Here is a 23206-nt window from a genome sequence, read left to right on the forward strand (position 1 = left end):
TACCAGATAATTGTTGCAATACAGCACCTGCGTCGCAAATACCGATCGTTCATGGCCCCTCACCGGCAGGCCCGCGGCGGACCGCTAGACTCGGTGTTTCCCCCTGCCAGAGAGCTGCTGCGATGACCCAGTGGTACTTCCATGCTGCCGGCCAGGCCGAGCGGATCGGCCCGCTCGACGAGGACGCTGCGCGCCGTTTTGCGCAGGCCAACCCGCACGCGCTGGCCTGGCGCCAGGGCATGGAAGGGTGGACACCCGTGTCCGACATCAGCGTCCTGCAGGGGTCTGCAGCAGCGGCAGCGCCTGCTGCACCCGTCCCTGCGCCGCCGGTCCTGCCCGCTGCCGCACCGGCCGCAACCGAGACGGTCAGCAGCAGCGGCGGCCACGGCGATCCGATCGATTTCCGCATCGTCGGCCATGAAATGCAGTTCGTGGAGATCGGCCTGGACCCGGGTGAAAGCGCGATCGCCGAAGCCGGCGCGCTGATGTTCAAGGAATCCACGGTGCAGATGGACACGGTGTTCGGCGACGGCTCGCAGGCCAGCAGCGGCTTCATGGGCAAGGTGATGGCCGCCGGCCGCCGCGTGGTGACCGGCGAAAGCCTGTTCGCCACCGTCTACACCCAGACCGGCACCGGCCGCGGCAAGGTCGCCTTCGCCGCGCCCTACCCCGGCACGGTGCTGCCGATGAAGCTGGACCAGCACGGCGGACGCCTGATCTGCCAGAAGGACAGCTTCCTGGCCGGCGCGCGCGGCGTGCGCATCGGCGTGCAGTTCCAGCGCAGGATCATGACCGGCCTGTTCGGCGGCGAAGGCTTCGTCATGCAGAAGCTGGAGGGCGACGGCTGGGTCTTCATCCATGCCGGCGGTTGCGTGATCGAGCGCGAGCTGGCCGCCGGCGAGCGCCTGGATGTGGATACCGGCTGCGTGGTGGCCTACCACCCGACGGTGGAGATGGACGTGCGCCGGGTCAGCGGCATCAAGAGCATGCTGTTCGGTGGTGAGGGCGTGTTCCTGGCCACCCTGACCGGGCCGGGCAAGGTCTGGCTGCAGTCGCTGCCGTTCTCGCGCCTGGCCGGGCGCATGTGGATGGCCGCGCCGCAGGGGGGCGGCAAGCGCCGCGGCGAAAGCGGGTTCCTGGGCGGCGACAACCGGTTCTGACGCTGCACGGCAGCGCCGGGCCATGCCCGGCGAGCACAGCGGCACCTGAACCATCCGCCGGGCATGGACCGGCGCTACCCATGGATTTTGCATCCTTCGGTATGCTGGCGCCCTTTCCTGAATCCGGCGCCCCGAGCGCATTGCCGATGAGCCTGTTCCGCCCCCGCGTGCTGCTGTCCGTCGCCCTGCTCGGCCTGCTGGCCGGTTGCGGTGGCGAAGAGGTCCGCCCCACTCCGCCGCCGCAGCCGACCTTGGTGCCACAGGCCAAGCCGATCAGGATCGGCATCGCCCTCGGCGGTGGTGCGGCCAAGGGATTTGCCCACATCGGCGTGATCAAGATGCTGGAAGCCAATGGCTTCGAACCGGTGGTGGTGTCGGGCACCAGCGCCGGCAGCGTGGTCGGCGCGCTGTATGCCAGCGGCATGGACGCGTTCCAGATGCAGAGCAAGGCCGTGGCACTGGATGAAGCCAGCATCCGCGACGTGCGCCTGTTCTCCGGCGGCCTGGTGCAGGGCCAGAAGCTGCAGGACTACGTCAACGAACAGGTGGCCAACCGCCCGGCCGAGAAGCTGAAGAAGCCGTTCGCCGCCGTGGCCACCCAGCTGGAAACCGGCGAGCGCGCGATCTTCGTGCGCGGCAACGTCGGCCAGGCCGTGCGCGCCTCCAGCAGCATCCCCGGCGTGTTCGAGCCGGTGAAGATCGGTGGCCGCAACTACATCGACGGCGGCGTGGTCAGCCCGGTGCCGGTCGATGCCGCGCGCCAGCTGGGCGCCGAGTTCGTCATCGCCGTGGACATCTCCAGCAAGGCCAGCGGCAAGGCACCGACCGGCATGCTGGGCATCGTCAACCAGTCGATCTCGATCATGGGCCAGCGCCTGGGCGAACAGGAACTGGCACGCGCCGACATCGTCATCCGGCCGAAGGTGCTGGACATCGGCGCCGCCGATTTCAGCCAGCGCGGCACCGCGATTCTCGAGGGCGAGAAGGCTGCGATGGCGGCAATGCCGCAGATCCGCGCGAAGATCCAGCAGATGCAGAAGGCACGTGCCGCTGCACTGGCACCGGCTGCACCGGTGGTGCCGAAGTGCGATGAGCCCTCGCGCTTGGGCAGGCTGATGGGCCGCAAGGAAAAGTGCTGAGTGTTCCGGCGCGCCGCTGCTGAGCGGCGCGTGATCTTTTTCTAGCGCGCGGGCCGGTAGCCACTGGCCTGCTGCCGTTCGCGCCGGCGGGCCTGGCGCGCCAGTTCCTGCAGCGCCGCAGTGTGCTGCAGCTGTTCCATGCCATGTGCCGGCACGTGCAGCTGACGGCGTGCACGGGTCAGCGCCAGGTACACCGCGCGCACCGGGTTGTGCCAGATGCGCGCGCCCTGCCCCGCACTGAAGCACCCAGGCGACAGCGAGACCACGTCGAACTGCAGGTTCTTCGCGTGTTCGGCCAGGCACAGCACCACGCGCCCATCGGCGGGTGTGTCCTGGTCATCCAGTGCCTGCAGCAGTGACTGCACGCGGTCGGCCGAGGCGAACAGCTCCAGCAGAGCACCCTGCCCCTGCCCGGCCTGCGTGGACAGGAAATGCTCCTGCGCCTGGTTCGACCCGCTGTCGCGACGGCGCCATGCATCCAGCGGCCCTTGCAACGCGCTGCGCAGCGCGCGCAGCGACGCCGGGTGCAGGTAGGGCCGCAACCCGTTCGCGTGCAGCTGTGCGGCATCCAGCGCCAGATCGGCGACGTTGCCGTGGATGCGCAGGCCTTCGCGTGGCACCTGCGACCAGTCGCGGTAATGCAGCACGCCGGTGGCGCGGTCGGCGGCACCGACGAAAGGACCGCTGTCCTGGCCCAGGCCGTCCAGCGCCAGCGCCTGGTTGACCAGGCCATCCACCTGATTGCCCTGGCGCACCGACTGGTGCATTTCCAGCACCTTCGATGCGGTCCAGCGCGGCACGGTGCCGGACAGGCACTGGTGCGGATCACCGAGGCTGACCACACCCGGGGCGTGGCCGGCCAGCAACTGCTTCCACGACGGGCTCAGGTCGTGCGCTTCGTCCACCAGCAGCATGCCCATGTCCTGCGGCGGGGTGACGCCGCGCAGCGCCAGCCATTTGCCGATGTGCGCGGGGCTGAGGCTCAGCAGCGTGCTCCGCTGCAGCTCGGCATCGAACATGCTGCGCCAGACGTGCTCGGCCGCCGCCAGGTAGGGCGCCACGTCGAGCATCGCGGCCGGCACCGACCGGTCGAAATGCTGGAAGGCCATGCGCGGTGCGGACGAGGCGCACCAGCGGTTGATGGCCTCGAACGCGGTCAGCAGCACCTGCTCCGGGCTGCGCCCGCCGATACCCTGCAGGCCGATGCGGCCGGCGATCTCGCGTGGGGTGCGGGTGCTGCGCCGGTAGCTGGCGACGAAGCCGCCTGTCTGGCCACTGCGCGCGGCGTGCTGGGCCACGCGGTTGGCGAATTCGATCTGGGTCAGCAGGCGCACGGCCGTGCTGGCCGGCACGCGGGCGCGGAATGCTTCGACCTGGCCGCGCGACGGCGCGATGTAGGTATAGCGGCCCGGCCGCGCATCCATCAGCGCCAGCACCAGGTGGCCCTTGCCGGTACCGGCGTAGCCATCGAGGTCGATCAGCTCATCCGGGTTGGCCGCGATCGCGCGCAGCACGCGGGCCTGCTCGGACGTGTACAGGCCATGGTGTTCGACTGCACGCGCGTCGCTGGCAACGGCCTCGTCCTGGTCGTCGTCCTCGTCGTCGCTGGCGAAGGCGGCCGGGAAACGGATCTCATGCTCGGCCAGGGTTTCCTGGCAGGCCTGCTGCAGGGCCAGGCCGGGGTACCCGCTGGGCGACTGCACGATGAAGTCATGCAGGATCTCCGCCGGGGCCAGCAGCACGCCGTGGGCGGCCAGCTCGGCCAGCCAGGCATCGAGTTCCGGCTGGCCACCACCGCCGGCGCCGGCGAGCTGCTCGGCCGCGCCGTCATGGCTGGCAAACAGCGCACAGGCCTCGTGCAGCAGGCGCTCGATCTCGGCCGGCGTATGCAGGCGCGCGCGGCACAGCTGCGCGGCCATCAGCCCGGCCTGTTCCAGCGCGGTCTGCGGCGGCGTGCCATGGGCGATGTAGCGCGCCAGCGACTTGCGCTGCAGCGGCAGGAAGGTGGTGGTAAGCACCGGGTGCTGGAGTTCGGACATGCCTGGAACCGGAAAGGAACGCTGCGGCGCGCGCAGGGCGGTGATGCTCGGCTACCCGCCCGGCGCCGTCAAATGGCGGCGGCCGGTCTACTCCAGCTGCGACAGCGGCAGCGCCTGGAAGCCCTTCACCGTGCGCAGCACGAAGCTGGAATTGGCGTCGGCCACGCCACCGGCGTTGAGCAGCCTGTCCAGCAGGAAGCGCGAGAAGTGCTCCAGGTCGCGCACGTAGACGTGCAGCAGGTAATCCATGTCGCCAGTCAGGGCGTGGCAGGCCACCACCTCATCCCAGCCCTGCACGCTGTCCACGAAGTGGCCGATGGCGGCCTGGTCGTGCTTTTCCAGCTGCACACGGACGAAGGCCTGCAGGCCCAGGCGCAGCTGGCGCGGTTCCAGGCGCGCGCCGTAGCCGACGATCACCCCTTCGCTTTCCAGCCGCTGCAGGCGCCGCAGGCAGGCCGACGGCGACAGGTTCACCCGCGTCGCCAACTCCGCGTTGGTGGCGCGACCATCACGCTGGATCTCGGCCAACAGGCGTATATCCGTGCGATCGAACTGGACTTCTCCGGCCATTGCTGCCCCGCAACACGGTGAGTACGCAAGGATATTGCGCCACGAGGCCTGTTACGCGCAACTTTTGCAACCCTGTTGCGCGCACCCTGCCCTAGCATCACCGGTATCCCTTCAAGGAGTGCCCCATGGACCTCGCCCAGCCCCGCCGCGTCGAACACCAGCAGACCGACAAGGGCTACGTGCCGGTGTACACCACCGCGCTCGTCGAGCAGCCATGGGAGACCTATACCGCCGACGACCACGCCACCTGGAGCACGCTGTACCAGCGCCAGCGCGAACTGCTGGTCGGCCGCGCCTGCCAGGAGTTCCTCGACGCGCAGGACGAAATGGGCATGAACGCGCACATGATCCCGCGCTTCGACCAGCTCAACGAAGTGCTGGGCGCGGCCACCGGCTGGACCCTGGTGGGCGTGGAAGGCCTGCTGCCGGAACTGGATTTCTTCGACCACCTGGCCAACCGCCGCTTCCCGGTGACCTGGTGGATCCGCCGCCCGGACCAGATCGACTACATCGCCGAACCGGACCTGTTCCACGACCTGTTCGGCCATGTGCCGCTGCTGATGAACCCGGTGTTCGCCGACTTCATGGAGGCCTACGGCCGCGGCGGCGTCAAGGCCCACGCGATCGGCCCGGACGCGCTGCAGAACCTGACCCGCCTGTACTGGTACACGGTGGAGTTCGGCCTGATCGACACGCCCGACGGCCTGCGCATCTACGGTGCCGGCATCGTGTCCTCGAAGGGCGAATCGCTGTACTCCCTGGAATCGGCCGCGCCCAACCGCATCGGCTTCGACCTGCAGCGGATCATGCGCACGAAGTACCGCATCGACACCTTCCAGAAGACCTACTTCGTCACCGACAGCTTCGAGCAGCTGATGCAGGCGACCTCGCCGGACTTCACCCCGATCTACGCCGCACTGGCCGACCAGGCGCACCTGCCGGCCGGTGACGTGCAGGCCGATGACCGCGTGTTCCAGGCGGGTACGGGTGAGGGGTGGGCGGACGGCGGAGACGTGTGAGGCCACCATCTGGCCGTTGGGGTCAGATCCCTTTCGCACGAAAGGGCTCTGACCCCGAAGACTGACCCCGAAGACTGCGGGTCAGCGCGGTCGGTCGTGAAGCGGAGTGGGCAGTTGATTGAGCCGTTGCAGCACCGCGTGCGCGTGATAGGTGCGTCCCCAACGACGATCATTGCCCGGTACGAGGATTCCCTCTGCCTCAAGCGCATAGATGCCCGTCAGGGCTGATCGGTCAGACACCTCAAGCAGCGCAGCCACCTGGCCTGCCGTCACCACCGGGTGGCCGACCAGCAGGGGCGGAAGCCTGCGCGCCACCGAATCGCGACGATAGCCTTGAAGTTCAGTCTCCCACGCTGCAGTGAGCCGTGACATGTCATCGGCGATGGAAATCGCATCGTGCGCAGACTCCACCACGGCCTGGCACAGCATATCCATCCATGGCCCCCACTCACCGCGAAGCTGGACCTGGTTGAGCGCGTCGTAGTAGGCGCTTTTGTTGCGCAACAAGGCGCCTGACAGATAGAGCGGCGGATGCTGTTCTGCGGCGAGGATCAACGGCAGCAGCAGCCTTCCCGTGCGCCCATTGCCGTCCTTGTAGGGATGGATGGTTTCAAACTGGGCGTGGGCGATCGCGAGCTGCGCGATGATGTTGAGTTCGAACTGCTCTTCCTCGGCGGGCTCGTACTTCAACATCGCCTGCTCGAGTTCCCGCATTGCCGGTTCAATGCGATCCGGCGGGGAAGGCACGAAACGGGCGTCTTCCAGTCGTCCGCCCAGAGGGCCGATGATGGCCTGCTCCTGGCGGTACCGGCCTTTGGGAAAGTCGTCCGGGGCGTCCTGCATCAACACCGCGTGGAGCTGATTCACCAGGGCGAGATCGAGCGCCTCGCGACCGCTTGAACGCACCGCATCAAGGCCCCGTTGCAGTGCCTGCACGTAACGCTCGGTCACCACTACATCGGCAGGCAGACCGTCCAAGCCGAGCGTGGCCTCAAACACCAGCAGCTCGTCCAGGTTGGTCTGGGTCCCCTCGATCTGGGAGCTCTGGACGGCTTCGCGTCGCGCGAGCGTCCGGGTCACCATGTCAGGGGCTGGCCATTGCCGCATCGCCTGATCCAGACGGTCCAGCGATGCATTTGCAGCGATGAGGCGCTGCCGCGAGCCCGCATGCCCTTCCGGCAGCCGACGGGGCGTCGGAGGAGGCGTCATGGCCAGCAGATTGGGCCGACCTTCCACGGGAACGAGGTACGCCTGCAAGGGCCCTGCAATGTCTGCGCGACGCATCGGAAATCTCCGCTGGGACCACCCCTATCCTTCAAAAGCCTCCCACGCTTTTGAAGTTTATGCAACTAAACTTCAAAAGTATTAGGGTGTTTTGAAGTTTCCGGGTACGCCGACGGCGCCGCTATCCTGCACGGCATGACTGATGCATTTGCTTCGCTGCGCGTAACCGACGTCGCCTTCAACGACGACTTCATCCTGCTGAGCCTGGCCGATGGCCGCCGCACCCGCCAGCCACTGCGCTGGGCGCCCGCGCTGTTCGAAGCCACGGCCGAACAGCGCGCGCATTGGGTCGCCACCGCCGATGGCCTGGGCGTGAACTGGCCCGCACTGCTGCCGCCGCGTGAGGCGGGCGTGGTCGATATCCCCAGCCAGGTGTGGGACGACCGCTACGAGGCGGCGCTGGCGCGCCTGAAGGCGGCCGCATGGGCGCTGGATGCGCTGTCCGACGAAGACCAGCAGCTGGTGGCGCTGTGGCGCATGGAAGCGGACATCAACAACGGCGGCTTCATGCAGTTCCTGTGCAACTGGGGCGATCCCACCTGCCAACTGGCGCTGCGTGCGCTGCAGGCGATGGGCGCGGTGCAGACCCACGCGATCCTGGCCGGCATGCGCGGGCTGCTGCACCGGCTGGAGGACGACCCGGCGATCACGCAGCTGCACGACCTGTACGGCGCGATGACCGAGGAGGAGCAGGCCGCCCTGCACGCCTTCGACGAAGCCTATTTCGAGCGGCCGGAAGACCTGGCGCGGTTGGGGCTGAAGCACTTCGGCCCGGAGCCGTTGTAAGGCCAAGCCGAGCATGGGCTCGGCTCTACAGTTCAGCGCTGCCCGTGTAGAGCCGAGCCCATGCTCGGCTGCGTTTCGATCATCGCGGGTACGCCAGCAGCACCACCAGATCCTCCTCACCCACCTGCTGCAGCGCATGCGTGCTGCCCGTGCGGGTCAGCAGCGCGTGGCCCGCGCGCACGTCGTGCTGCTTGCCATCCAGCACATAGCTGCCCTGCCCGCTCACGATGTAATAGATCTCGTCCTTGTGCTGCGGGTGCAGGCCGATGCCGGCGCCCTTGTGCAGCACGCGCTTGCGCAGCACGAACGGCAGGTCCGTTGCGTCGGCAAAGAAAGGGTACGCGGTGGTCGGCCCCGCGCCACCGTGCGGGCCCGGCTGTACGCGTGCAATCGCCTCTTCGTGCAGCACCTGCGAGGGGCGTGCTGCATCGGTGCCCTGCCCTGCACCCATAACGTCGCAGTCGATGTCGCGCACCAGCGCCGGTTGCAGCGCCGGCAGCAGCGGCACGGCCTCGCGCAGCACCAGGCAGGCCACCGCATTGGCACCGGCCACGCTGAAATGAGTGCCGTCGGCCTTGCTCTGCTCGGGCACGAACAGGAAATACGGGCGCGCGCCCTGCTCGCCAAGCGCACGTATCCAGCGCGTGCTGCGGTCATTGAGCTCGATCAGCGCGACGTGTTCGCGCGCCGCCAGCTGCTGCATCGCCAGCGTGTAGCGCGCGTGCGTATCCAGCAGCGATCCGAAGTCGTACAGCAGCCGCGCCACCGGCGTGACCAGCACCGGCGTGGCGCCCTTGTCACGCGCCACCTGCACATAGCGCATCAGCAGGCGCGGATAGTCGGTGTCCGGGTCGGTGTAACGCGTGCGGTCTTCGAACTTCGCATCGTTGTGGCCGAGCTGGATCAGCAGCACGTCGCCGCGGCGCAGCTCGCTGGCGATCGCCTCCAGGCGCCCTTCGTCGATGAAGCTGCGCGTGCTGCGCCCGCCCTTGGCATGGTTGTGTACTTCGAAACGTGCCGGGTCCAGGTAGCTCTGCAGCGCCTGGCCCCAGCCCGCCTGTGGCGCACGCTCGGGCCCATACTCGGCCGCGGTGGAGTCGCCGGCGATGAACAGCCGCACCGGCGCCGCCTGCGCGGTGGTGCACGACAGCAGCAACAGCAGCAACAGCCTTCGCATCGCGGCACTCCTGTAGAGCCGAGCCATGCTCGGCTGTTTTTCGATCAGAGCGCGACAGCCGAGCATGGGCTCGGCTCTACAGAACGGCGTGCGTCAGCGCGCCAACCAGCCACCATCGACCGGCAGCACGGCACCGTTGATGTAATCCGACGCCGACGACGCCAGGAACACCGCCGCACCGGCCAGGTCTTCCGGGTTGCCCCAGCGGCCTGCCGGAATGCGCTCGAGAATCGCCTTGTTGCGGTCCGCATCGGCACGCAGGGCGGCCGTGTTGTCGGTGGCCATGTAGCCCGGCGCGATGGCGTTGATGTTCACGCCCTTGCCTGCCCATTCGTTGGCCAGCAGGCGGGTGATGCCAGCGATGCCGCTCTTGCTGGCGGTGTACGACGGCACGCGGACGCCGCCCTGGAACGACAGCATCGACGCGATGTTGATGATCTTGCCGTGGCCCTGTTCGATGAAGTGGCGGCCGGCGGCCTGCGAGATGAAGAACGCAGACTTGATGTTGACGTTCATCACGTCGTCCCAGTCCTGCTCGCTGAAGTCCACCGCATCGGCGCGGCGGATCAGGCCGGCGTTGTTGACCAGGATGTCCAGCCCGCCCAAGCCTTCGATGGTTTCGCGCACCACGCGCGCCACCGGCTCGATGCTGATCAGGTTGGCTTCGATGGCCAGGCAGCGGCGGCCCAGCGCGGTGATCTTTTCGATGGTTTCGGTGGGCGGGGCGATGCCGGCCACGGCGACGTCGGCGCCAGCGGCGGCCAGTGCCACGGCGATGCCCTGGCCCAGGCCGGTATTGCCACCGGTTACCAGAGCGACCTTGCCTTCCAGGCTGAAGGGATTAGCCATTGCGTTTGCGTTCCTTGGTAGAGGCGAGCGGGGGGTGCGGCGACGGCCGCCGGTGCGCGGTGCGCGGCGGCCGGGCAGGGCTTACTTGAGCTGGCAGATGTCCAGCACGTGCATGTCGGTGTAATCCAGGTTCTCGCCACCCATCGCCCAGATGAAGGCGTAGTTGCTGGTGCCGGCGCCCATGTGGATCGACCACGGCGGCGACACCACCGCTTCGTTGTTCTGCATGACGATGTGGCGCTGCGCGTCCGGTTCGCCCATGAAGTGGTAGACGCGGTCGTTGGCGCCCAGGTCGAAGTAGAAGTAGACCTCGCTGCGGCGGTCGTGCAGGTGCGGCGGCATGGTGTTCCAGACGCTGCCCGGCTTGAGCACGGTCAGGCCCAGCAGCAGCTGCGAGGACTGGCAGGTGGCCGGCACGATGTACTGGTAGATGGTGCGCTCGTTGCTGGTTTCCAGCGCGCCGCGATCCAGCGCCACCGCATCCTTGATCGACAGCTGCTTGGTTTCGAAGCGTGCATGGGCCGGGGTCGAGGCCAGGTAGAACTGCGCCGGGTTGGCAGCGTCCTGCGAGGCGAACACGACGTCCTTGCTGCCCATGGCCACGTACAGGCCGTCCTTCGGCCCCAGCGTGTAGACGGTGCCGTCGACGGTGACGGTACCGGTGCCGCTGCCGACGTTGATCACGCCCAGCTCGCGGCGCTCCAGGAACGGGTGGCCGGCGGCCGAGGCCGGTTCGGTCTGCGCCGGCAGGGCCAGCGGGGCATCGACCGGGGCGGCGCCGCCGAGCACGAAGCGCTCGTAGTGGGTGTACTTCAGGGTCACCTGGCCGGCATTGAACAGGCCGTCGAGCAGGTACAGCTCGCGCAGCTGGTCGTTGCTGGCGCCCTTGATGGCGTCGGGATGGGTGGCGTAGTGGGTCTTGCAGTACATGGCTTCTCCAGAGCAGGGGGCGGGCCGAAGGGTTCGGCCCCGGCGCGGTTCACGGTCGATTCTAGCGGCGGTTGGTAACCGGTGTCATTTTGCGTCGCACGATAGGGGGGAGTGAAGCGTCACGACCAACGGTCGTGACCTACCGGATTGAGGCCGAAGGCCTCAATCCTCTGGCGGCTGGCAGGAGTCGCGGACGATCAGGTGCGGGCGCACGCTGGCGATCTGCAGCGCGGCTTGGCTGTCGGGCTGGATCAGCATCGCCGCGGCGGTGCGGCCGGTGTCGCGGGTATGGCGGCGCACCGAGGTCAGCGACGGCCACAGGCGCGAGGCCAGCGGGCTGTCGTCGTAGCCGACGATGGACAGCTGGCGCGGGATGTTGATGCCCGCACGCAGCGCCACCTTGTAGATGCCGGCGGCCATTTCATCGTTGCCGGTGAAGATGGCGGTCGGCCGGCGCTTGCCCAGCAGCAGCTTCTCGGCGGCGGCAACGCCCGATTCGAAGGTGTAGCCGGCCTCGATGATGCGGTCCTTCGGCAGCTCGATGCCGCGCTGGGCCAGCGCGTCGATGAAGCCGGCGGTGCGCTCGTGCGCGGAACGGTAGGCGCTGGGGCCGGTCACCAGGGCGATCTCGCGGTGGCCCAGCGAAAGCAGGTAATCGGCCGCTTCGGCCGCACCGTCGCGGTCGTGGGTGACCACCATCTGCGAGGTTTCATCCAGCGGCAGCGCGGCCACGCGGGTGAAGCGGCAGCCGATCTCATCCAGCATGTCGGCCAGCGCCTGGTCCTCGGAGGCACGCGGTACCAGGATCACCCCGTGCAGCTTCTGCTGCTGCACGAAGCGGCGCACGCCGTCGATGTAGCCCGGGCTGCGGCTGTCGCAGGGGTGCACGACCAGTTCGAAGCTGGAACCGCGCAGCGCGTCCAGTGCGCCGTACTGCATGTCCACGATGTACTGGGCGGTCGGGTTGTCGTAGACCATGCCGATCAGGAAGGAGCGGCGGAAGGCCAGGCCACGGGCCAGCGGATCAGGCGTGTAGCCGACCTCGCGCATCAGCGCCTCGACCTTGTCGCGCGTGTCCTTGCGCACCAGGGGCGAGTTGTTGATGATCCGTGAAACCGTTTTCTTCGATACTCCCGACAGTCGCGCGATGTCGTTGATCGTGGCGGCCTTGCCCTTCGCCAATGCCGGCGTGGCGGCATCGTTCTTGTTGCGCACTGACATGTAGTGAACCCGGTAAGTCTGGGGATTCCAGCGCGCGCTCAGTCCAGCGCGCGATAGCGGAAGCTGCGGAAGGTTACCGCACCGTCGCCAGCCGCATACAGCGCCGGTTTCAGTGCCAGGAACTTGCCAGCCACATTGTGATGGTAACCGGACACTTCCATCTGAACCGGGTACTTCTCCCAGCGCTGGCCATCGGTGCTGGAGTGGATCGTCACGATGTGGCGGTTGTTGGTCACCCGCAGCCACAGCTTGCCGCCCTTTGCACTGGCCGCCAAGCGGGTAGGGCGCTCCTCGCCGTAGCGGTGCATGATGAACGTCTCGCCGTTGCTGCCCACGCCCACGTACAGGCGGTCGCTGTAGAACAGCAGGGCGCCGCCCACCGCGCCCGGGGCAATATCCATCTCCACCTCGAACTGGTAGGCCTTGTCGCCGGCGATGGCGGTCAGCGGCGAACTGTCGCGCGGGGTCTCGCCCTTGCCCTGCAGCACCAGCCCCTGGCCGCTGAAGCCCAGCCGCCGGTACTCGTCCTGGGCCGGGTTGAAGAACGACCACTGCGGGCCGAGCGTCTTGCCGCGGAAGTCATCGGACAGAGCCATGCCATGCGCGCCCACCGATTCACCGGACGGCTTGTGCAGCGGCTGGCCGAGGTCGCCGCCCTTGGCCACGAACCAGCCATCGGCGGTCCACTCGATCGGCTCCAGCAGGGCCTGCCGGCCCAGCGTCCAGTACCCGTTCTCGTAGCCGTGGTACATCATCCACCAGCGCCCGTCGGTGCCTTCGATCACCGTGGCATGGCCGCGCGACCACCACGGCTCGGCGGCCGACTGGGTGCGCATGATCGGGTTGTTGGGCGCGTTCACCCACGGCCCATGGATCGAGCGCGAGCGCGCGGTGATCACCATGTGCCCGGTCGGCGGGCCGGCGGTGCCGCCCACGGCGGTGGTCATGTAGTACCAGCCATCGCGGAAGTGGATCTTCGGGCCTTCCTGCGCATAAGCCTCCACATCCCAGCTCTGCGGGTACTTCCAGCCGTCGTAGACGTGCTTCGGCGTGCCGACCACGCTCAGGCCGTCGTCGGCCAGCTGCACGTAGTCGCCACCGCTGAGGAACAGGTAGCGCTTGCCATCCTCGCCCACGGCGTGGCCGGGGTCGATGTAGCCGCCCAGGCCGATGTCGACCGGCTCGCTCCACGGCCCCTTGATGCTGTCGGCCCAGACCACGAAGTTGCTGCGGCTGTCGCCGGTGCGGGCGGGGAAATAGATGTAGTAGCGGCCCTTGTGCTTGACGATGTCCGGCGCCCAGATCGCGCCCACGTTCTTCGTGATCGCATGGCCCAGCGGCTGCCAGTTCACCAGGTCGCGCGAATGCCAGATCGGCAGACCGGGGTAGGCGTCGAACGAGGACAGGGTGAGGTAGTAGTCCTCGCCGTCCTTCAGCACCGACGGATCGGGGCGGTCACCGGCGAACACCGGGTTGAGGAAGGTGCCATCGCCCAGGTCGGCCTGGCGCTGGTTCTCGATGCCTCGCTTCCACGACGTGGCCGGTGCCTGCGCCTGCGCGACGACGGGCACGGCCAGCAGCAGGGTGGCGGCAAGCAGGGACTTCAGAGCGGTGCGCGACAGCATCGGGTTCCTCCGAGGTGCGGGTGCAGTGACAAAGTCAGGCGGCAGGGCGGCCAATGCGCGCACGCCAGGCCGGCGCGTCGTGATCGAGCAGGGCCTGCGGCCAAGTGCCGTACCAGTGGTAGCCGGTGCGCCGCTCGCGGCCGACCTGTTCGTAGTTCTGCAGGCGCTCGCCCTGGCGGTTGGCCAGCACCACGCTGTTGTCGGCGAGGTCGTGGAAACGGCCCCACAGCAGCGGCGCAGCCGGGTCGGCCAGCAGGCGGCGATCAACGGTGCTGCGGTGATGGGCGAACTGTTCGGCCGGTGCGTCGACGGTCTGCAGGCGCAGGCCGCGCAACGCGTTGGCCTGGAACCACGCCAGCGCACCCTCGATGGCCTGCACCGTCTGCGGCGACGGATCGGGGATGGACATCAGGTAACGCACCACGCCCACGCTTTCGTCGGTCACCAGCGCGGCCAGCTCGAATTTTCGTCCGGGTGCCGGCTGCAGCGTGGTGGCATCGTACTGGCCGGCCCAGAGCGTCGGCTGGCCGTGCTGGCGTACCTGCAGGCGCAGCAGGCACTCATCGCCGCGCTGCACCGCCGTGGCCACCCGCGCGCGGCGCGCGGCATCGACGAAGGCGAAGCGCGGTGCGTCCTGCACCTGGCGCAGGGTGGCCAGCACGCCGCTGGTGACGTCGTCGGCGAAGGTGATGCGGTCGTGGTAATCGGTGCGCGCCGGCACCGAATGTGGCCAGCCGCCACAACTGCGGATCTGCTGGTCGAGGATGAAGTCCAACCCGCGCAGCGCGGCATCGCGATAGCGGCGGTCGTTGCTGCGGGCGAAGGCTTCTGCCAGGTAGTCGACCTGGGTATAGGTGGTGCGGTTGTCGAAGCTGCCGCCGGGCTCATCCTGGGCCGCGCGGGCGGCCTCGCGGGCGGCGGCGTCCAGCACCCGCAGCGGGTCCTGGTTGACCGGCCAGCCGCCGGAGCGGCGTTGCAGCACCAGCAGGTTGTCGGCGATCTGCCGGTACTGCTGTGGGTCCAGCCGTGCGTAAGCGGCCGCATGGCCGCTGCGCCAGTGGTTCACCCCGTCGTTGAAGCGGCCCACCGGGATGGCAGGCGTCGCCGCCGGCGGCGCGGCATGGGCCGCCGTGGCGGCCATGCCCACACCCAGCAGCAACGGCAGCGCGCGACGCCGGATCATGCGCGCAGCGCGGCCGGCAGCCACAGCGACAGCTGCGGGAAGAAGGTGACGATCAGCAGCACCGCCAGCGCGGCGAACCAGAACGGCCAGATGGTGCGCATGCTCTGGCCGACGGTGATCTTGCCGATCGACGTACCGATGAACAGCACCGAGCCCACCGGCGGCGTCACCAGGCCGAGGCCGCCGGTCAGCACCAGCACCAGGCCGAAGTGGATCGGATCGATGCCATAGGCCTTGGCCACCGGCAGGAAGATCGGCGTGCAGATCAGGATCATCGGCGCCAGGTCCATGAAGGTGCCCAGCAGCAGCAGCATCACCACGATCATCAGCAGCACCATGAACTGGCTGTGCGCGAACGACTGCAGGAAGTCCACCGCAGCGGTCGGCACCTGCAGGTAGGCGAGCAGCCAGCCGAACACCGCGGCGGTGGCGATGACGAACAGGATTACGCCGGTGCTGCGCGCGGCATGGATGACCGTGTCGAAGAATTCGCGCCAGCGCAGCTGGCGATACAGCACGGTGGTCACCAGCAGGGCGTAGACCACGGCGATGGCCGCGCTCTCCACGGCGGTGAAGATGCCGGCACGGATACCGATGAAGATCAGCGCCACCAGGCCCAGGCCGGGCAGGGCGGAGATCACGCGCAGCAGCACCGCGCGCCAGCCCGGGAAGATTTCCACGCCATAGCCGCGGCGGCGTGCCACGGCGTAGCCGGTCAGCATCAGGGCGACGGTCATCAGCAGTGCCGGCACGATGCCTGCGGCGAACAGATCGGCGATGGACAGGCCACCACCGGCCGCGGCGGAGAACAGGATCAGGTTGTGCGAGGGCGGCACCAGCAGCGCCACCAGCGCGGCGGTGATGCTGACGTTCACCGCGAAATCGCGGTCATAGCCGCGCTTGACCATCTGCGGGATCATCGTGCCGCCGACCGCCGAGACATCGGCGATGGCCGAGCCGGACACGCCGCCGAAGAACAGCGACGACAGGATCGACACCTGGCCCAGGCCACCGCGCATGCGGCCGACCAGCGAGGACGCCAGTGCGATCAGGCGCTCGGAGATGCCACCGCGCATCATGATTTCGCCGGCGAAGATGAACAATGGAATGGCGATCAGCGAGGCCGAGCCGGTGCCGGCCGAGATCTGCTGCACCAGCACGATGCTGGGGATGTCCAGGTAGAGCAGGGTGGCCAGTGCGGCCGCGGCCAGTGCGTAGGCCACCGGCACGCCGAGCAGCAGCAGCACGGCGAATACAGCGAAAAGGATGGTGATGCCCATGGGTCAACGATCTCCTTCAGCGTCGTCACTGCCAGCGTCGCTGGCCTGCAGCGCTTTCCACGCACGGTTGAGTGCGAACAGCACCATCAGCGCCCCCCCCACCGCCAGCGGCAGGTAGTTGATGCTCTGCGGCAGGTTGGCACCGGCAGTCTTGATGTCCATCCCGTCCAGCAGCAGGTCGGCCGACCAGAAGGCGATGAAGCCGCCCAGCACCGCCACCACTAGCTGCACCAGCACGTCCACCGCGCGGCGCAGGCCGGGGCCCATGTAGGCGTGCAGCAGGAAGAAGCCGAAGTGGCGGTTGGTGTGCACGCCACAGGCCGCGCCCAGGCTCATCGCCGTGGCCAGCAGCAGCAGGGTGACCGGCTCGGTCCAGCTGGGCGAATCGTTGATGACGTAGCGGGCGAACACCTGCCAGCCCTGCACCACCACCAGCCCAAGGAGGGCGGTCACGGCGCAGTAGATGGCGATGTCGGCAATGCGGTCCAGCAGGCGCTGTCCGGGCCCGGCGGCGGGCGGCAAGGTCTCGGTCATGGCAGGTTCCTCAGGCAGCGCGGATGCGGTCGACCAGCGCGGCGATGTCCGGCTGTTGCAGGTACTCCTTCAGCAGCGGCTGGGCCGCAGCGCGGAAGGCGGGCATGTCCACTTCGTTGGCTTTCACCCCGAAGTCGAGCACCGCGCGGCGCGCAATGCTTTCCGATGCATCCCACTGCTCGCGCATCACGCCCACCGAAGCACGCGCGGTGTGCAGCAGCAGCTGGCGGTCATCGGGGCTCAGCCGCTCGAAGCTGGCGCGCGACATCAGCAGCACGTCCGGCGCGTAGGAGTGATCGCTCTGCGACCAGTAGTGCGCGGCCTCGAAATGACGGCTGGAGTGGAAGCTGCGCATGTTGTTCTCGGCACCGTCGATCATGTGCGTTTCCATGCCCGAGAACGTATCGCCCAGCGACATCGGCGTGGGGTTGGCACCGAGCAGGCGCATCAGCTGGATGAAGATGTCCGAGGAGGCCACGCGCAGCTTCAGCCCATGCAGGTCCTTCGGCGAAACGATCGGATGCTTGGTGTTGTAGAAGCAGCGCGCGCCGGAATCGTAGATCGCCAGGCCGACCAGGTCGCGGCTTTCGAAGCCGCGCAGCACGGCCTCGGCCACGCCATCGTCCAGTGCGGCACGCTGGTGCGCCACCGACTTGAACACGTAGGGCAGGCACAGCGCCTGGGTCAGCGGGAAGGCGTTGTTCAGCGCACCGGCGTAGACGCGGGTGATGTCGATGGCACCGAAGCGGGCCATGTCGATCGCTTCCGACTCGCGGCCGAGCTGGCCCGAGTGATACTGGCGCAGCCGCAGGCGGCCATTGGTCTCGCGTTCCAGCGTCTGCCCGATCCACTTCACCGCGGTGACGGTGGGGTAGTCGGCCACGTGCACGTCGGTGGCGGTCAGCAGGGTGCCGCCGTCAACGCCAGCGGCCGGCCCGCGGCCACAGGCCGCGAGCATCGGCGTGGCCAGGGCGGCAGCACCACCGGCCAGGAAGTTACGTCGTGTGATCATCTGCGCCCTCCCGCGCGTGTTCACCAGGGCAGGCCGGCGGTCATCCCGCAGGCACGGCCCGGCAGGCAATGTCGCCGAAGCCGGCGAAACGCACCAGCGCGGTCTGCCCGGCGGTGATGTCATGGATGCCGGTCGCGTTGCCGGTGGCGATCAGGTCGCCCTTGCGCAGCGGCCGGCCACGCAGCGCCGAACGGGACAGCGCGAACGCATAGGCGGCGCGCAGGCCACCCGGCAGGCGCGTCGCGCCACCGGTGCCGACCACTTCGCCTTCGATCAGCGTCTCGGCACGCAGCGAGGTTTCATCGCGCGCAGTCCAGTCGACGATCTCCGGCCCCAGCACCAGGCCGTTGTTGTTGCCGAAGTCGGACACCACCACGCGCGGGCCGAGTTCGTTGATGGTGGCCAGCGGGCTGCTGGCCACTTCCACGCCGATGTACAGGCGCGCGGGCAGGGCCTCGGCCTGTTCCGGCGACCAGTGCAGTTGTCCGGCCGGAGCGTCCTCCAACAGCTCCAGCACGTACTCCGCTTCGACCGCGGCAAAGCCGCCGACGAACACCGGAATGTCCGTTGTTCCACCGGTAGCATTTTTCAGCTGACGAGAGAAAACCGGGCCCAGCAGGCGGTCATCCGCGGAGACATCACGGCGCTCGGCGGCGATGTAGCCCACTTTCCAGCCGACCACGCGGTCATCCCAGTCGGCGATGGCCAGATCCTGCACCTGGTAGGCACCCACCAGGGTGTCCGGGATGGTGCCCGGGAATGCGGCCAATGACTGCCCGGCGCGGCGGGCGGTGGTGAACGCCTGGGCGATCGCGGCCGCATCGTCCGGCGGCGGCGTCTGCCCATGTGTGCCGTGTTCGTTGCTCAAGAACGGTCTCCCTGTATTTGTTGCACTGCCCATCGACAGCGTCTGCAGGAGGTGTATATGGTAAACCGGTGTCATCGTGCAAGCCGCAGCGCATCACGTGCTACCACCGGATGCACCACGCACCCTGTCCCCGTCCTGCCGGAGCCGTTGCCTGCCATGCGTCTGCGTCCTGTCGTGCTGTTGTTGTGCGGGCTGTTGCTGGCCCTGCCGTTGACCTCCACCGCCGCGCCGCCGCGCGACAACGAACGCCCCGGCCAGGAGCTGGCGGGCGAGCGGATCGCCCTGTGGCCCGACGGCCAGGTCCCCGGCGAGCAGGGCCCGGCGCGGCCGGCGCGGGTGGTCGAGCGCAGCAGCGACCCGGCCCACCCCGACCGCTACGTCGACCAGGTCGATGCGCCCTACCTGCTGGTGCATGCACCGGCACGGCCGAACGGGCGCGCGTTGCTGGTCATCCCCGGCGGCGGCTACCAGCGCGTGGTGATCGACAAGGAAGACAGTGCGCTCGTGCCGGAATGGATGGACCGCGCCGGCTACACCCTCTTCGTGCTGCGCTACCGCCTGCCGCAGCCCGGCCGCGACCGCCAGGCCGCGCTGGCCGATGCGCAGCGCGCGCTGCGGGTGGTGCGCGAGCAGGCCGCGCGGCGCGGTCTGGATGCCGGCAGCGTCTCGGTGATGGGTTTTTCCGCCGGCGGCCACGTCGCTGCGCGGCTGGCCACCGGCTTCGATGCCGCGGCGTACCCGGCACGCGATGCCATCGACCAGCTGAGCGCGCGCCCGGCGCGGGCGGTGCTGGTCTATGCGGTCATCGACATGGGCGCGCATGCGCACAGCGGTTCGCGCGGTCGCCTGCTCGGCGAGCACCCCGATGCGGTGCTGGCCGCGCAGTACTCGATGCAGCAGCAGGTGCGCGCGGACATGCCCCCGACCCTGCTGATCCACGCCAACGACGACCGCGTGGTGAGCGTGCACAACAGTGAATTGATGGCTGCGGCATTGTCCACGGCCGGGGTCGAGCACGAGCTGCACCTGTTCGCCCACGGTGGGCATGGTTTCGGGATGCGCGTGCCGGCGGGGTCGACGCTGGCGGTGTGGCCGCTGCTGGCGGAGGCGTGGCTGGCGGGCGCTGAGATGGGGTCAGAGCCCCTCTCCTCTGGCGAGGGGATCCAACCCCGGGGTGGCCGATGAACACCGGGCCGAACGATCTGCAGCGACGCCGTTTCCTGCGTGACAGCGCGCGCTGGGCGCTGGCCACGGCCACCGTGGCGGCACTGCCAGCCGCGCTGGCGGCGCCCGGCCCGCGCGATGACACCCAGGTGCTGGCACGGGTGCGTGGCGGGCGGGTGCGCGGCCAGCGCGAACAGGGCGTGCTGGTGTTCCGCGGCCTGCGCTACGGCGCGGACACGGCCGCCTACCGCTTCCAGCCACCCCGGCCCGAAGCGGCCTGGCGCGGCATCGCCGACGCGCTGGAGTACGGCGCGGCGGCAGCGCAGGGGGGCGCGGAAGGCCCCGGCAGCGAGGACTGCCTGTTCCTCAATGTGTGGACGCCGGCGCTGGATGCGCGCGCGCGGCGGCCGGTGCTGGTCTACATCCACGGCGGCGGCTTCAACAACGGCTCCGGCAGCGACCCGCTGTACGACGGCAGCGCGCTGTGCCGCCGTGGTGACGTGGTGGTGGTCACCCTCAACCATCGCCTGAACACCTTTGGTTACCTGTACCTGGGCGCGTTGGGCGATCCGCGTTACGCCGCGTCCGGCAATGCCGGCCAGCTGGACCTGGTGCAGGCGCTGCGGTGGGTGCGCGAGCACGCCACGACGTTTGGCGGCGATCCGGGCAACATCACCGTGTTCGGCCAGTCCGGCGGCGGCGCCAAGATCGCCACGCTGATGGCGATGCCGACCGCGCGCGGCCTGTTCCAGCGGGCGTGGACCATGAGCGGCCAGCAGGTCACCGCCGCCGGCCCACGCGCGGCCGCACAGCGCGCGGCGGTGGCGATGGAGGCGGTGCACGCTTCGGACCTGGCCGCGCTGCTGCGCCTGCCAGCGGCCGACCTGCTGGCAGCCACCCGCGCCCGCGATCCGTCGCGGGTGGAAGACACGGCGCTGTACTTCGGGCCGGTGCTGGACGAGGTGGTGCTGCCGGTGCATCCGTTCTGGCCACAGGCACCGGCACAGTCGGCCTCCATCCCGATGGTGATCGGCAACACCCACGATGAAACCCGCGCCTTTCTCGGCAACGACCCGGGCAACTTCGCGCTGGACTGGAACACCCTGCCAGCGCAGCTGGAAAAACAGCAGTTCGTCGATCTGCTGCCGTCGGTGGTGATCGAGCACTACCGCCGCCTGTATCCGCACTACACGGCGTCGGAGGTGTTCTTCGCCGCCACCACCGCCGGGCGCTCCTGGCGTGGCGCGGTGGAGGAGCTGGAAGCGCGTGCGCGGCAGCCGGCCACGGCGGCACCAACCTGGTCCTACCAGCTCGACTGGCCCTCGCCGGTGGAAGAAGGGCGCCTGCGCGCCTTCCACACCCTGGACATTCCGCTGGTGTTCGACAACGCCGGCCTGCCCACGGCGCGCACCGGCGGTGGCGAAGACGCACGTGCACTGGCGGCGACCATGAGCGACGCGCTGATCGCCTTCGCCCGCCACGGCGACCCCAACCACGCCGGGCTGGCGGACTGGGCGCCGTACACCCTGCCGCAGCGGCGCACGATGCTGTTCGACGTGCGCAGCCGCGGCGCCGATGACCCGCGCGGTGGCGAGCGCGAGCTCTACCAGCGCGTCCCCTTCCTGCAACGAGGCACCGCCTGAGATGCGCCTGCTGCCTGTCCTGCTGGCCCTGGCCGTGGCCGGCGCGGCCCACGCCGCCGTCGACCCGTCGATCAGCGACCGCCCCGCGCCCACACCGATCCGCGCCAGCAAGATCGTGCTGGTCGGCGATTCGACCACCGCCGTGCAGGGCGGCTGGGGCCCGGCCTTCTGCGCCGACCACATGACCTCGTTCGCTGCCTGCCTGAACCTGGCGCGCGGTGGCCGCAGCACCTACAACTATCGCGCCGAGGGTTCGTGGGCGCTGGTCGAGGCGGAGATACGCACGCCGGGCTATGCCGCCACCTGGGTGCTGATCCAGTTCGGCCACAACGACCAGCCGGGCAAGCCGGGGCGCTCGACCGACCTGCAGCATGAGTTTCCCGACAACCTGCGCCGCTACGTGCAGCAGGTGCGCGCGGCCGGCGCCAAACCGGTGCTGCTGACCCCGCTGAGCCGACGCCAGTTCGCCGATGGCGTGCTGGTGGACGACCTGGCACCGTGGGCCGACAGCGTGCGGGCGGTGGCGCGCGAACTGCAGGTGCCGCTGGTCGATCTGCATGGCCGCAGCCGCGCGCTGGTGCAGGCGCTGGGACCGGTGGCGGCGATGCGGCTTGCGCAGGCACCCGCCACGCAGGCGCAGGTGGCCAGCGCCCTGGGCGGCACCACGGTTGGCGCCAGCCCTGCCCTGGCCGGCGCACCGGCGGCGGTGCAGAACGCCGCGCTGGAACCGATGGGGCAGGCCAAGCAGGCCTTCGATTACACCCATCTGGGCGACAAGGGCGCCCGGGTGTTCGCCACCCTGGTGGCCACGGAACTGGCGCGCGAGGTACCGGAGCTGCGCGCAGTGCTGCTGCCATGATGGCAGAAATGTCGCTAAAATGAGGCCAATTGCGCCGAATGTTGCCGAAATTCGCACCATCTAGAAACAATGAAGATCTGAAAACATTCTGTTAACCCGGCTCGCCTAGACTGGCCGACATGGGAGCGACGTTCACACCACTGCCGTTCACCGGCCGCGATCACCTGCTGGCGGCCATCGACGGCGCGGTCTGCCTGGCGGATCCGGCGCTGATCACCCACGCCCTGCAGAAGGTGCTGCGCGAGGCCATCATCGATCCGCTCATCGAACTGCCGCCGAGCGTGCGCCGCCCGGTGGACGGCCACTACGCACGCCGTGAACTGCACCGCAGCCCGACCCTGGGCTACAGCGTCATCGCCATGTGCTGGGGCCCGGGGCAGGGCACGCCGCTGCACGACCACGACGCGATGTGGTGCGTGGAAGGCGTCTGGCAGGGCGAATTGATCGTCACCCCCTATGCGCTGCTGGAACGGCAGGGCGACCGCCACCGCTTCGCCGCGCAGGAAGCCCTGTACGGCTACTGCGGCAGCGCCGGCAGCCTGATTCCGCCGCACGAGTACCACACGCTGCGCAACGCCAGCGATACCGACGTGGCAGTGTCGGTGCATGTGTACCAGGGCGTGATGGAACGCAGCGCCGTGTTCGATCCGCTCGACGATGGCTGGTACCAGCACCGGGTGAAGATGATGGAGACTGACACGGCCTGACCGCGTCCCGCCCCAGATAGCGCCGGGCCATGCCCGGCGGCTCCGCCTCCCATCAACGCGGCACGACGGCCACCTTGTTCAACCGTCTGGGCGCTGCGCTGCCTCGTATAGTCGAGCTTGCTCGACTGCTGTTGGTGCCATGCGAAGAGCAGTCGAG

The 23206-nt window shown here is 68.8% G+C and carries 21 protein-coding genes; 8 read left to right on the top strand and 13 right to left on the bottom strand.

The window, feature by feature from the left end; translation table 11 throughout:
- The first annotated feature begins 122 nt into the window (after nt 1–122).
- Together FJU31_RS10675 and FJU31_RS10680 are read left to right on the top strand one after the other, a co-directional pair.
- The gene (locus FJU31_RS10675) at nt 123–1160 is read left to right on the top strand and encodes a TIGR00266 family protein (protein ID WP_150454725.1); all 1038 of its coding nucleotides are present in this window, start codon (nt 123–125) and stop codon (nt 1158–1160) included.
- A 146-nt stretch (nt 1161–1306) separates the two neighbouring features.
- Nucleotides 1307–2299, top strand: coding sequence for a patatin-like phospholipase family protein (locus FJU31_RS10680; protein WP_150454726.1), 993 nt, complete (start codon nt 1307–1309; stop codon nt 2297–2299).
- A gap of 41 nt (nt 2300–2340) precedes the next feature.
- Here FJU31_RS10680 and FJU31_RS10685 read toward each other — a convergent pair whose 3' ends face one another.
- On the bottom strand, nt 2341–4338 hold the full coding sequence (locus FJU31_RS10685) for a hypothetical protein (protein WP_150454727.1): 1998 nt from the start codon (nt 4336–4338) through the stop codon (nt 2341–2343).
- Nucleotides 4339–4425: 87 nt separating this feature from the next.
- Entirely contained in the window at nt 4426–4908 is a 483-nt protein-coding gene (locus tag FJU31_RS10690; RefSeq protein WP_079224542.1) for an Lrp/AsnC family transcriptional regulator, read from the bottom strand.
- Nucleotides 4909–5033: 125 nt separating this feature from the next.
- On the opposite strand from FJU31_RS10690, the gene phhA reads away from it, so the two are divergent.
- Complete coding sequence (phhA, locus tag FJU31_RS10695; protein WP_150454728.1) at nt 5034–5927, top strand: phenylalanine 4-monooxygenase; 894 nt, start codon at nt 5034–5036, stop codon at nt 5925–5927.
- An 81-nt stretch (nt 5928–6008) separates the two neighbouring features.
- Here phhA and FJU31_RS10700 read toward each other — a convergent pair whose 3' ends face one another.
- Nucleotides 6009–7211, bottom strand: coding sequence for a Fic family protein (locus FJU31_RS10700; RefSeq protein ID WP_150454729.1), 1203 nt, complete (start codon nt 7209–7211; stop codon nt 6009–6011).
- A 135-nt stretch (nt 7212–7346) separates the two neighbouring features.
- On the opposite strand from FJU31_RS10700, the gene FJU31_RS10705 reads away from it, so the two are divergent.
- Nucleotides 7347–7997, top strand: a complete 651-nt coding sequence (locus tag FJU31_RS10705) for a DMP19 family protein (protein WP_150454730.1) — start codon at nt 7347–7349, stop codon at nt 7995–7997.
- Between the two features lie 79 nt (nt 7998–8076).
- Here FJU31_RS10705 and FJU31_RS10710 read toward each other — a convergent pair whose 3' ends face one another.
- The 10 genes from FJU31_RS10710 to FJU31_RS10755 all read right to left on the bottom strand — a co-directional run bounded on the left by FJU31_RS10710 (nt 8077) and on the right by FJU31_RS10755 (nt 18676).
- Nucleotides 8077–9174: a GDSL-type esterase/lipase family protein gene (locus tag FJU31_RS10710; protein ID WP_150454731.1), complete on the bottom strand. Its 1098-nt coding sequence runs from the start codon at nt 9172–9174 to the stop codon at nt 8077–8079.
- A 93-nt stretch (nt 9175–9267) separates the two neighbouring features.
- A complete protein-coding gene (kduD, locus tag FJU31_RS10715) occupies nt 9268–10023 on the bottom strand; it encodes a 2-dehydro-3-deoxy-D-gluconate 5-dehydrogenase KduD (RefSeq protein ID WP_108745609.1) in 756 nt (251 codons plus the stop codon).
- A gap of 81 nt (nt 10024–10104) precedes the next feature.
- Nucleotides 10105–10953, bottom strand: a complete 849-nt coding sequence (gene kduI, locus FJU31_RS10720) for a 5-dehydro-4-deoxy-D-glucuronate isomerase (RefSeq protein ID WP_108767197.1) — start codon at nt 10951–10953, stop codon at nt 10105–10107.
- A 162-nt stretch (nt 10954–11115) separates the two neighbouring features.
- On the bottom strand, nt 11116–12174 hold the full coding sequence (locus tag FJU31_RS10725; protein WP_108767196.1) for a LacI family DNA-binding transcriptional regulator: 1059 nt from the start codon (nt 12172–12174) through the stop codon (nt 11116–11118).
- A gap of 38 nt (nt 12175–12212) precedes the next feature.
- The gene (locus FJU31_RS10730; protein WP_223176409.1) at nt 12213–13799 is read right to left on the bottom strand and encodes a family 43 glycosylhydrolase; all 1587 of its coding nucleotides are present in this window, start codon (nt 13797–13799) and stop codon (nt 12213–12215) included.
- A 34-nt stretch (nt 13800–13833) separates the two neighbouring features.
- Complete coding sequence (gene pelA, locus FJU31_RS10735) at nt 13834–14982, bottom strand: pectate lyase (protein WP_246161293.1); 1149 nt, start codon at nt 14980–14982, stop codon at nt 13834–13836.
- Complete coding sequence (locus FJU31_RS10740) at nt 14979–16262, bottom strand: TRAP transporter large permease (RefSeq protein ID WP_150454733.1); 1284 nt, start codon at nt 16260–16262, stop codon at nt 14979–14981. Before FJU31_RS10740 ends, pelA begins: the two co-directional genes overlap by 4 nt.
- A gap of 3 nt (nt 16263–16265) precedes the next feature.
- Nucleotides 16266–16796 (bottom strand): TRAP transporter small permease, encoded by a 531-nt coding sequence (locus tag FJU31_RS10745; protein ID WP_150454734.1) that lies wholly within the window; start codon nt 16794–16796, stop codon nt 16266–16268.
- A 10-nt stretch (nt 16797–16806) separates the two neighbouring features.
- On the bottom strand, nt 16807–17808 hold the full coding sequence (locus FJU31_RS10750) for a TRAP transporter substrate-binding protein (RefSeq protein ID WP_150454735.1): 1002 nt from the start codon (nt 17806–17808) through the stop codon (nt 16807–16809).
- Nucleotides 17809–17848: 40 nt separating this feature from the next.
- Nucleotides 17849–18676, bottom strand: a complete 828-nt coding sequence (locus tag FJU31_RS10755; protein WP_150454736.1) for a 2-keto-4-pentenoate hydratase — start codon at nt 18674–18676, stop codon at nt 17849–17851.
- Nucleotides 18677–18832: 156 nt separating this feature from the next.
- Here FJU31_RS10755 and FJU31_RS10760 point away from each other — a divergent pair, with 156 nt between their 5' ends.
- From FJU31_RS10760 to FJU31_RS10775, 4 genes are all read left to right on the top strand, one after another.
- Nucleotides 18833–19861 (top strand): alpha/beta hydrolase, encoded by a 1029-nt coding sequence (locus FJU31_RS10760; RefSeq protein ID WP_425473683.1) that lies wholly within the window; start codon nt 18833–18835, stop codon nt 19859–19861.
- On the top strand, nt 19858–21483 hold the full coding sequence (locus FJU31_RS10765) for a carboxylesterase/lipase family protein (protein WP_150454737.1): 1626 nt from the start codon (nt 19858–19860) through the stop codon (nt 21481–21483). Before FJU31_RS10760 ends, FJU31_RS10765 begins: the two co-directional genes overlap by 4 nt.
- A 1-nt stretch (nt 21484) precedes the next feature.
- Nucleotides 21485–22342: a rhamnogalacturonan acetylesterase gene (locus tag FJU31_RS10770; protein ID WP_150454738.1), complete on the top strand. Its 858-nt coding sequence runs from the start codon at nt 21485–21487 to the stop codon at nt 22340–22342.
- 119 nt (nt 22343–22461) lie between these two features.
- Nucleotides 22462–23049 carry a cysteine dioxygenase family protein gene (locus tag FJU31_RS10775; RefSeq protein ID WP_150454739.1) on the top strand — a complete coding sequence of 196 codons (588 nt, stop codon included), beginning with the start codon at nt 22462–22464 and terminating at the stop codon, nt 23047–23049.
- Nucleotides 23050–23206 lie beyond the last annotated feature (157 nt).

The sequence above is a fragment of the Stenotrophomonas cyclobalanopsidis genome, from assembly GCF_008710035.1.
Lineage (GTDB): Bacteria > Pseudomonadota > Gammaproteobacteria > Xanthomonadales > Xanthomonadaceae > Stenotrophomonas > Stenotrophomonas cyclobalanopsidis.